Source organism: Streptomyces narbonensis (assembly GCF_014649015.1).
Taxonomy (GTDB): Bacteria; Actinomycetota; Actinomycetes; order Streptomycetales; family Streptomycetaceae; genus Streptomyces; species Streptomyces narbonensis.
This window is the reverse complement of the sequence record NZ_BMSF01000025.1, coordinates 69,106-75,871: the sequence shown is the minus strand read 5'-3', so window position 1 is coordinate 75,871 and position 6,766 is coordinate 69,106. Positions and strand designations below refer to the sequence as shown.

Genomic DNA, 6,766 nt, shown 5'->3' with positions numbered 1-6,766 from the left:
GGATTGAACCAGTGACCTCTTCCGTGTCAGGGAAGCGCTCTCCCGCTGAGCTAATCGCGCGGGGGATCCGAGGATCCAGGACCCGAAGGTCCAGTGGACGATACTGGGATTGAACCAGTGACCCCTTCCGTGTCAGGGAAGTGCTCTCCCGCTGAGCTAATCGTCCTTGGAGGTGGAGACGGGATTTGAACCCGTGTAGACGGCTTTGCAGGCCGTTGCCTCGCCTCTCGGCCACTCCACCAGGAGTGATAACGGGGGTTCGGGAAGATCCCCCACATCGAGCGGACGACGAGATTCGAACTCGCGACCCTCACCTTGGCAAGGTGATGCTCTACCAACTGAGCCACGTCCGCTTGTCGTTTCCGTTTCGCTTGCGCGTCCCGGCGACGTGTTGAACTCTAGCGGATTCCTGGGCCAGTACAAAAACGCGTTTCCGCAGCGTGCTGACCTGCGCGCCGACCGGGGTGCCCGCCGGGAGACCCCGGAGGGTTCGCGTGGCGTTCACTCGCCGTGTTCCCCCTGTGGCGCGGCGCCCCGTGTGCGCCCCGGCTCGTGGCCCCGCGCACGCGGACCCGGGGACCGGTGCCACGCGACCTAGACTCGACATGTGTACGACTTTGCTCCTCTGGCTCGCTTCGGCGGCCTCGTCGCGACCGATCTCCGGGACGTCACCCATGACCCCGAGGCACTGGACTCCGCCGGCTTCTGGGCCGTCTGCGCGGACTTCGAGGGCCGTCTGACCTGCGCGCGCTTCGGCGACGTGCGGCGCGACCCGGTGCCCACGCCCGTGCCGGGAGCCTGGCGGGGGCCGGGGCAGGGTGACTGGACGTCCTCGCTCGACCGCGCCGCGTACATCGCGGGCGTCCGGCGCGTGCGGGAGCACATCGCGCGCGGCGAGGTCTACCAGGCGAACCTCTGCCGGGTGCTGACCGCGCCGCTGCCGGACCCGGCCGCCGCCGACGTCGACGCCCTGACCGCGCTGCTCGCCCGGGGCAACCCCGCCCCCTACGCGGGAACGATCCGGCTGCCCGCGCACGGCGTGGAGATCGCCACCGCCTCACCCGAGCTCTACCTCCGCCGCGAAGGCGCCCTGATCACCTCGGGCCCCATCAAGGGCACCGGCCGTACCGTCGGCGACCTCCTCCCCAAGGACCACGCCGAGAACGTGATGATCGTCGACCTGGTCCGCAACGACCTGGGCCGCGTCAGCGAGACCGGAACCGTCGCCGTCCCCGCCCTGTGCGCGGTCGAGGAGCACCCCGGCCTCGTCCACCTCGTCTCCACCGTCACAGGCCTCCTGCGCGAGGATGCGGGCTGGCCCGAGCTCCTCGACGCCACCTTCCCGCCCGGCTCCGTCACCGGGGCGCCCAAGTCCAGCGCCCTGCGGATCATCGAGGCCCTGGAGACCGCGCCCCGAGGCCCGTACTGCGGAGGCGTCGGCTGGGTCGACGCGGACGCGGGCACGGGCGAGCTGGCCGTCGGCATACGCACCTTCTGGATCGACCGCGCCGAGGGCGTGCTCCGCTTCGGCACCGGCGCCGGGATCACCTGGGGCTCGGACCCGGAGCGGGAGTGGGAGGAGACCGAGCTGAAGGCGGACCGGCTGGTCGCGATAGCGTCGGGTGCCTACGAGTCAGGCGCCTACGAGGCGAGCGGAAAGGCCATCTCTCGATGAAACTCTGGGTCAACGGCGGGCTGCACGACGCGGAGACCGCCCGGATCTCCGTACTGGACCACGGGCTGACCGTCGGCGACGGTGTCTTCGAGACGGTGAAGGCCGTACGTGGTGAAACGTTTGCTCTCACCCTGCACCTGGAGCGCCTCACCCGCTCCGCCCGCGGCCTCGGCCTGCCCGACCCGGACCTGGACGAGGTCCGCCGCGCCTGCGCCGCCGTCCTCGCCGCCAACCCGATGGAGCTCGGCCGGCTGCGGATCACGTACACCGGCGGCCTCTCCCCGCTCGGCTCGGAGCGCGGCGACGCCGGCGCCGGCCTCGTCGTCGGTCTCGGCGAGAGCAGCCGCCGCGCCGACTCCACCGCGGTGATCACCGTGCCCTGGACCCGCAACGAGCGCAGCGCCCTCGCGGGCCTGAAGACCACCTCGTACGCGGAGAACGTCGTCGCCCTCGCCCGGGCGCGCGAGCGGGGGGCCTCCGAGGCGCTCTTCGCCAACACCCTGGGGCGGCTCTGCGAGGGCACCGGCTCCAACGTCTTCGTCGTGCTCGACGGCACGATCCACACCCCGCCCGTCTCCTCCGGCTGCCTCGCGGGCATCACCCGCGCACTCGCCGTGGAGTGGACCGGTGCCGAGGAGACCGACCTGCCGCTCGACGTGCTGGAGAGCGCCGACGAGATCTTCCTGACCTCGACCCTCCGCGACGTCCAGGCCGTGCACCGCGTCGACGGGCGCGAGCTCGCCGGGGCCCCCGGGCCCGTCACGGCCAAGGCCATGCGGATCTTCGACGAGCGCGCGGCCCGGGACCGGGACCCGCGCCTCGCGTGAACCGGCGCGCGTAAATCCGGATGACGGACGGCCCGGGGGTGGGTAGAACACCCATGATGACCACCACCCTGCGGCCGGCCGGGCCGCTTCAGCAGACGCCCGACGGCGGCCGTTCCCGTACCTACGACGTGTGCGTGAACAGTCGCCGCGTCGGCGCGGTCCACCTCTCCACCGATCCCGGCTTCGGCGCCGCCTCGGGCGTGATCCGGGAACTCCGGGTCGACGAGCCCGACCGTCGGCGGGGCCGGTGCACGGTCGCCGCGCTCGCCTCCGAGGAGGTGCTGCGGAGCTGGGGCTGCGCCGAGGTGCAGATATCGGTGCCCGCGGACGCCGAGGCGGCGCTGCGGATGGCCCGCTCGCTCGGCTACACCGAGCGCAGCCGGAACATGGTCAAGGAACTGGCCGCCGAGCCGCCGGCCCTGCCCGAGGGCGTCGAGGTCCGGCCCATGACCGGGAGCGAGTTCACCGAGTGGGAAGTGCGGGCCAAGGAGGGCTTCGCACAGAGCTGGATCGACCGCGGCGTCCCCGAGGACCAGGCGCGCGCCAAGGCGGACGACAGCCACCGCCGGTTCCTCCCACAGGGCCTGGCCACCCCCGGCGTCGCGATCCACGTGGTCGTCCGGGACGGCAGCCCCGCCGGCTTCCTGTGGACCGGCCGCATCGAGCTCGAACCGGGACGGTGGGCCGCCTTTGTGTACGACATCGAGGTCGCGGAGGAACAGCGCGGGCGCGGCTTCGGCCGGGCCCTCATGCTGCTCGCCGAGCGGGTCGCGCGCGAGGCCGGGGAGGAACTGCTCGGACTCCACGTCTTCGCGGGCAACACCCCGGCCCTCCGGCTCTACGAGTCCCTGGGCTACCGCACGACGTATGTGAACAGCGCCAAGCAGCTGCTCTAGGGCCGGCCGCTCGGGACGCTCAGCCCTTCAGGAGGCGGTCGGCGATCTCCTCGATGCGCTGCCGCAGGCCCTCCTGGCTCTGGCCGCCGTCGAGGCGCTCGCCGCCGATCACATACGTCGGGGTGCCGGTGACCTTGATCGCCTTGCCCTCGGCCTCGTCCGCGTCGACGGTCAGCAGGTGTCGGCCGTCGATCAGGGCGGTGTCGAACTCCTCGGCGTCCAGGCCCAGTTCGGTCGCCATCTCCAGGAGCACCGGCTCGCCCCGGTCGCCGAGCTCGGCGGTCCTGGCCAGCAGCGCCTCCACGTACGGCCAGCCCTTGCCCTGGTCGAAGGCCTCCTCGGCGGCCTGGGCGGCGGCGTACGCGTGCTTGTGCTTCGCCAGCGGGAAGTGGCGCAGCTGCACGTCGAGGCGGTCGCCGTAGGTCTCGCGCAGGGCGCGGACGTCGTCGAGGGCCGCGAAGCAGTCGGGGCACTGGAGGTCGAACCAGGCCTCCAGGACGACGGGGGAGGCGGGTGCGGTGGTGGAGTCGTTCATGGCAGCAGTCTCCCTCACCAGGCCCTGAGGAGGAGATCCGGCCGGGACGACCCGGAGATCACCCTGAGAACCGCGCCGGGACATGGCCCCGGGCGCCCTCGGCGGTGCAGGATGGAAGGGACGTATCACCCGGACCTGGAGGATCGCATGCTCGCCGAGACCATCTGCTCCGCGGCGGCCGTGGCGGGCCTCGGCATCGCCGGGATCACGGCGTACCGGAAGCGCTACCTGGCCGCCGCCCGGATCGCCGCCTACTCGCTGGTGCCGCTGGGCCTCGTGATGATCGGCGCCGTCGACTGGATCGCCGGTACGGCCTTCAGTCCGGTGGCCTGGGTCGGGTTCGGTGTGCTCGGCGGCGCCTGGCTGCTCTTCTCGTCCACGAGGGCCGTCGAGCGGCGCCGGGGCGGCCGCAAGGAGACCACCGGGGGAGCGGAGCCGCGTGCCGTGGCCCCGGCCGCCTCCTCGCCCTCGCGTGCCGCGGCGCCGAAGCCGCAGGCCGGCCGGTCCACCGGTCAGCCCGCCGGCGAGGACTTCAGCGACATCGAGGCGATTCTGAAGAAGCACGGAATCTGATCACTTCTGGCGATTCCCGTTCCCGTGATCCACGGGAAGGGGTGAACAGCCCTTGCCAACAGGCGTGTTGCGGGATTTCCCGGGTGGATCGTGCGTCATCATCCCCCCGAGATGCTGGATACCTCGCGGGAACCCGTCCCCGCCGCCCCCGATGCCGCCGTACCCGTCGAGCTGCCCGCGATGCCCGCGATGCCCGCGGAGGAAGCGCGCGGCTGTCTCTTCGCGCTGTCCCAGCCGCCGCTGATGATCTTCCTTGCGGTGATCGGCTGTCTGCTGCTGACCGCCGCCGTGCACGACCTCTTCGTGCTGTGACCGCGCGCGCGTCGGCTCCTCGCGCGCCCGGCGGGCCGGGCCGTCAGCCCGCGGCTTCCTTACGGCGCGCCCGGTACGCGGCCACGTGCAGACGGTTGCCGCAGGTGCGGCTGTCGCAGTAGCGGCGCGAGCGGTTGCGGGACAGGTCGACGAAGGCCCGGCCGCAGTCCGGCGCCTCGCAGCGCCGCAGCCGCTCCTGCTCGCCCGCCACCACGATGAACGCGAGGGCCATCCCGCAGTCGGCACCGAGGTGGTCCGCCACCGAGGCGCCCGGCGCGAAGTAGTGCACGTGCAGGTCGTAGCCGTCGTGGTCGGTGAGCTGCGGGGTCGTGCCCGCCGCCGCCACCAGCTGGTTGATCAGCGGGGCCGCGATCCGGGGCTCGGGGGCCGAGAAGACCGCCGTGAACTTCTCGCGGACCTCGCGCACGGCCCGCAGGTCGTCGGCTCCGAGCCGGCCCACATCGCTGATCTTGTGCGCGTGCACGAAGGCCCGCAGGCCTTCGAGATCCGCGAGCTCGTCGGGACGGTCGCCCTGGGGGGCCGTGTTCATCAGATCGACGACGGTGTCGAGGGCGATCCGGGTGTCGTGGGGGATCAGCACGATTCGCTCCCTGGCCGGCCGCGGGCGGGCGCCCGCGGAATGGCGCTGACTCTAGCGCGGCCGGGAACAGGGCAACGGCGCCCACCACCGCGCCGGCTGCGCGGTGGTGAACGCCGTCGTCGTGCCTATGTGACTGCCCGCGCGGCGCCGTCGCCCCGAGTCGGACGGCGCCGTACGGCTCTCGGCCTGGCTCAGCTGTCCGCCAGGATGTGGGAGAGCTCCGTGTCGAGATCGAAGTGCCGGTGCTCGGTGCCCGGTGGCACGGCGGCGTCGGTCCGCTTCAGGAACGACTCCAGGGCCCTCGCCGGGGCCTCGAGCAGGGCTTCTCCCTCGGGTGAGCTCAACGCGATGCAGACGACTCCCTGGCCGTGACTACGGGATGGCCAGACGCGGACGTCGCCCGTGCCGGTGGGCCGGTGCAGCCCCTCGGCGAGAAGGTCGCGGGCGAAGACCCACTCGACCGTCTCCTCGGCTCCGGTGTGGAAGGTGGCGTGCACGGCATAGGGATCGGCCGTGTCATACCGCAGGCCCGCGGGTACAGGCAGTGAGGACTCGCTCGACACAACGAGGCGCAGGTGCAGCTCGCAGCTGACCGTGGTGTTCATAAGCGCCAGGGCCTTTCGCTCAGTGTGCGCTCGGGGATTCGCACGTCGGCGAAATCGACATGCCACCTCAGGTGCCGTTGTAAACCCCTCTGTCGGTTTTGTGATCGTTCAGGTAGCTCGAACGGCGGTGTGTAACTTCGGGTAATACCGCCATCTCGGTGGGCCCCCCGCATCCGGTAGGTTAGGGGGTATGAATGCGGAGAGTGACGAGCGCACAGGGGATTCCGCAGCCGGCCAGGAAGCCGAACTGGGATCCCGCGCACCGGAGTTCATCAAGTCCCGTCGGACCCTGCACCTGAGCTGGCAGGTCGGCGTCTTCATCGTCGGACTGGCCGTGGTCGGCGCCGGCATCGTGATGCTGCCGCTGCCGGGCCCCGGCTGGCTGGTCATCTTCGGCGGCATGGCGATCTGGGCGACCGAGTTCGTCTGGGCGCAGCTCGTCCTGCGCTGGACCAAGCGCAAGGTCACCGAGGCCGCCCAGCGTGCCCTCGATCCCAAGGTCCGCCGCCGGAACATCATCCTCACCACCATCGGCCTGGTGATCGTCGCCGCCCTGCTCGGCGTCTACCTCTGGCAGTGGGGCTTCGTCATGCCGTGGAAGGTCGACCGGTGATCAGCGGATGGTTCGGGACCCCCGCTGACATGGGGTAATGTTTGCGGTGCGCCCGGGCGATTAGCTCAGTGGGAGAGCACTTCGTTCACACCGAAGGGGTCACTGGTTCGAACCCAGTATCGCCCACCA

Annotated in this window: 9 protein-coding genes and 4 tRNA genes; 7 read left to right on the top strand and 6 right to left on the bottom strand. The window is 71.4% G+C overall.

The genetic code is table 11. The features are described from left to right. Window positions 1-94: 94 nt before the first annotated feature. The 3 genes from IE124_RS31820 to IE124_RS31810 all read right to left on the bottom strand — a co-directional run bounded on the left by IE124_RS31820 (window position 95) and on the right by IE124_RS31810 (window position 353). A tRNA-Val gene (locus IE124_RS31820) sits at window positions 95-166 on the bottom strand. Between the two features lies 1 nt (window position 167). Further along, window positions 168-241 (bottom strand) — tRNA-Cys (locus tag IE124_RS31815). A 39-nt stretch (window positions 242-280) separates the two neighbouring features. Next, window positions 281-353 (bottom strand) — tRNA-Gly (locus tag IE124_RS31810). A 254-nt stretch (window positions 354-607) separates the two neighbouring features. Here IE124_RS31810 and IE124_RS31805 point away from each other — a divergent pair. Genes IE124_RS31805 through IE124_RS31795 form a run of 3 tightly spaced genes read left to right on the top strand, consistent with a single transcriptional unit; the run spans window position 608 to window position 3,398 of the window. Next, complete coding sequence (locus tag IE124_RS31805) at window positions 608-1,675, top strand: chorismate-binding protein (protein ID WP_189513103.1); 1,068 nt, start codon at window positions 608-610, stop codon at window positions 1,673-1,675. Beyond that, window positions 1,672-2,502, top strand: coding sequence for an aminotransferase class IV (locus IE124_RS31800; protein WP_189513101.1), 831 nt, complete (start codon window positions 1,672-1,674; stop codon window positions 2,500-2,502). The genes IE124_RS31805 and IE124_RS31800 overlap by 4 nt, the downstream gene beginning before the upstream one ends. A gap of 56 nt (window positions 2,503-2,558) precedes the next feature. Then, window positions 2,559-3,398 (top strand): GNAT family N-acetyltransferase, encoded by an 840-nt coding sequence (locus IE124_RS31795; protein WP_189513099.1) that lies wholly within the window; start codon window positions 2,559-2,561, stop codon window positions 3,396-3,398. A 19-nt stretch (window positions 3,399-3,417) separates the two neighbouring features. Here IE124_RS31795 and IE124_RS31790 read toward each other — a convergent pair whose 3' ends face one another. Next, window positions 3,418-3,933 (bottom strand): DsbA family protein, encoded by a 516-nt coding sequence (locus IE124_RS31790; protein WP_189513097.1) that lies wholly within the window; start codon window positions 3,931-3,933, stop codon window positions 3,418-3,420. 147 nt (window positions 3,934-4,080) lie between these two features. Between IE124_RS31790 and IE124_RS31785 the strand changes: the two genes are divergently transcribed. Beyond that, on the top strand, window positions 4,081-4,506 hold the full coding sequence (locus tag IE124_RS31785; protein WP_229833076.1) for a hypothetical protein: 426 nt from the start codon (window positions 4,081-4,083) through the stop codon (window positions 4,504-4,506). Window positions 4,507-4,617: 111 nt separating this feature from the next. Continuing rightward, the gene (locus IE124_RS31780) at window positions 4,618-4,818 is read left to right on the top strand and encodes a hypothetical protein (RefSeq protein WP_189513093.1); all 201 of its coding nucleotides are present in this window, start codon (window positions 4,618-4,620) and stop codon (window positions 4,816-4,818) included. A 43-nt stretch (window positions 4,819-4,861) separates the two neighbouring features. Here IE124_RS31780 and IE124_RS31775 read toward each other — a convergent pair whose 3' ends face one another. Beyond that, entirely contained in the window at window positions 4,862-5,419 is a 558-nt protein-coding gene (locus IE124_RS31775) for a CGNR zinc finger domain-containing protein (protein ID WP_189513091.1), read from the bottom strand. 191 nt (window positions 5,420-5,610) lie between these two features. Continuing rightward, the gene (locus IE124_RS31770) at window positions 5,611-6,024 is read right to left on the bottom strand and encodes an SsgA family sporulation/cell division regulator (protein ID WP_015032345.1); all 414 of its coding nucleotides are present in this window, start codon (window positions 6,022-6,024) and stop codon (window positions 5,611-5,613) included. 190 nt (window positions 6,025-6,214) lie between these two features. Between IE124_RS31770 and IE124_RS31765 the strand changes: the two genes are divergently transcribed. Further along, window positions 6,215-6,637, top strand: coding sequence for a TIGR02611 family protein (locus tag IE124_RS31765; protein WP_189513089.1), 423 nt, complete (start codon window positions 6,215-6,217; stop codon window positions 6,635-6,637). A gap of 54 nt (window positions 6,638-6,691) precedes the next feature. Then, window positions 6,692-6,766, top strand: a tRNA-Val gene (locus IE124_RS31760).

Bases quoted from the DNA above. Each gene is read 5' to 3' on its own strand.
- IE124_RS31785 (WP_229833076.1), top strand. From the start codon at position 4,081: ATGCTCGCCGAGACCATCTGCTCCGCGGCGGCCGTGGCGGGCCTCGGC.
- IE124_RS31765 (WP_189513089.1), top strand. From the start codon at position 6,215: ATGAATGCGGAGAGTGACGAGCGCACAGGGGATTCCGCAGCCGGCCAG.
- IE124_RS31795 (WP_189513099.1), top strand. From the start codon at position 2,559: ATGACCACCACCCTGCGGCCGGCCGGGCCGCTTCAGCAGACGCCCGAC.
- IE124_RS31790 (WP_189513097.1), bottom strand. From the start codon at position 3,933: ATGAACGACTCCACCACCGCACCCGCCTCCCCCGTCGTCCTGGAGGCC.
- IE124_RS31770 (WP_015032345.1), bottom strand. From the start codon at position 6,024: ATGAACACCACGGTCAGCTGCGAGCTGCACCTGCGCCTCGTTGTGTCG.
- IE124_RS31800 (WP_189513101.1), top strand. From the start codon at position 1,672: ATGAAACTCTGGGTCAACGGCGGGCTGCACGACGCGGAGACCGCCCGG.
- IE124_RS31780 (WP_189513093.1), top strand. From the start codon at position 4,618: ATGCTGGATACCTCGCGGGAACCCGTCCCCGCCGCCCCCGATGCCGCC.